Raw genomic sequence first — 1,297 nt, forward strand, 5'->3', positions numbered from 1 at the left:
AGCCGCGCAGGGTGGCGTCGTCGAGCAGCAGCCGGATCAGGGGGCGCACCTGGGTGATCAGGACGCCGAGCGAGGCCCGCACCTTCGCCATCAGCTCGGCCGCGAGGATCGAGTTCCCGCCCAGGTCGAAGAAGTTGTCGCCCGGCTCCACCGACTCCACACCGAGCACCTGGCACCACAGGCCGGCGACGGCACGCTCGACCAGGCTCGCCGTGGGCGCCCCGTCACCGGCCGCCGAAGAGGCCGCGGGCAGCCGGGACGGATCGGGCAGCGCGGCGAGGTCGGTCTTGCCGTGCGCGGTGGTCGGCATCGCGTCGAGCTGGACGAACCGGGCCGGGACCATGTAGGCGGGCAGATGGCGGGCGGTGAAGGCGCGCAGCTCCCCGGGATCGAGGGCGTGCGGGGCGCGCCGGGCGGTGAAGTAGGCGACGAGCTGGTCCTCCCCCCGGTGGGTGAAGGACGTGACCGCGGCGTCGTCGACCAGGTCGTGCGCGGACAACGTCGCCTCGATCTCGGCCGGTTCGATGCGGAAGCCGCGGATCTTGATCTGCCGGTCGGCCCGCCCCACGATCTCCAGGCTGCCGTCGGCCGTCCAGCCGCCCAGGTCGCCGGTGCGGTACACGGTCCCCGGGCCGTCCGGCAGGGTCACGAACCGCTTCCGGCTCTGCGCCTCGTCACCGAGGTAGCCCTGGGCGACGCCGGGGCCGCCGAGGTAGACCTCGCCGTGCCGTCCGGGCGGGACCGGGTTCAGCCGCTCGTCCAGTACCTGTACGACGGTCCCCGGCAGCGGCCGTCCGACGGGCGCGGGGCCCTGGGCCGGCAGCGCCTCGGGGGTGATCTCCATCGTGCAGGAGGTGATCGTCGTCTCGGTCAGTCCATAGGCGTTCACGAGGCGGGAGCCGGGCATCAGCCGCAGGGCGGTCCGGCAGTCCTCGGCGTGCACCGCGCTGCCGCCCACAATGGTGAGCCTCACCGGCAAGTCCACTGTCTTCGAGGCGAGTTCGGCGAGGAAGGCACGCCAGTACGGCGGGGTGAGGTCCATGACCGTGATGCCGAGCGACCTCAGCCGGCCGGGCAGTTCGCTCGGTGCCCAGGCGTACTCGGGCAGCACGAGGGTCGCGCCGTTGAGCAGGGTGTTGAGGATCTGCTCGATGGAGGTGTCGAAGGAGAGCGCGGCGAACTGCAGCACCCGGTCCTGGGACGTGACGCCGTACCGCTCGTTGACGCTGTGGCACAGATAGGCGAGGGAGGCGTGGGACACCGGTACGGCCTTGGGGGTGCCGGTGGAGCCCGAGGT

At 72.4% G+C, this 1,297-nt stretch carries 1 protein-coding gene; it reads right to left on the reverse strand.

Annotation, left to right across the window (positions count from 1 at the left end; translation table 11 throughout):
• Positions 1 to 1,297 (reverse strand): non-ribosomal peptide synthetase (locus H5J33_RS35560; RefSeq protein WP_181798765.1); only part of this gene is annotated, 1,297 nt, incomplete at both ends.

It is taken from the genome of Streptomyces sp. WELS2 (genome assembly GCF_013870595.1).
Lineage (GTDB): Bacteria > Actinomycetota > Actinomycetes > Streptomycetales > Streptomycetaceae > Streptomyces.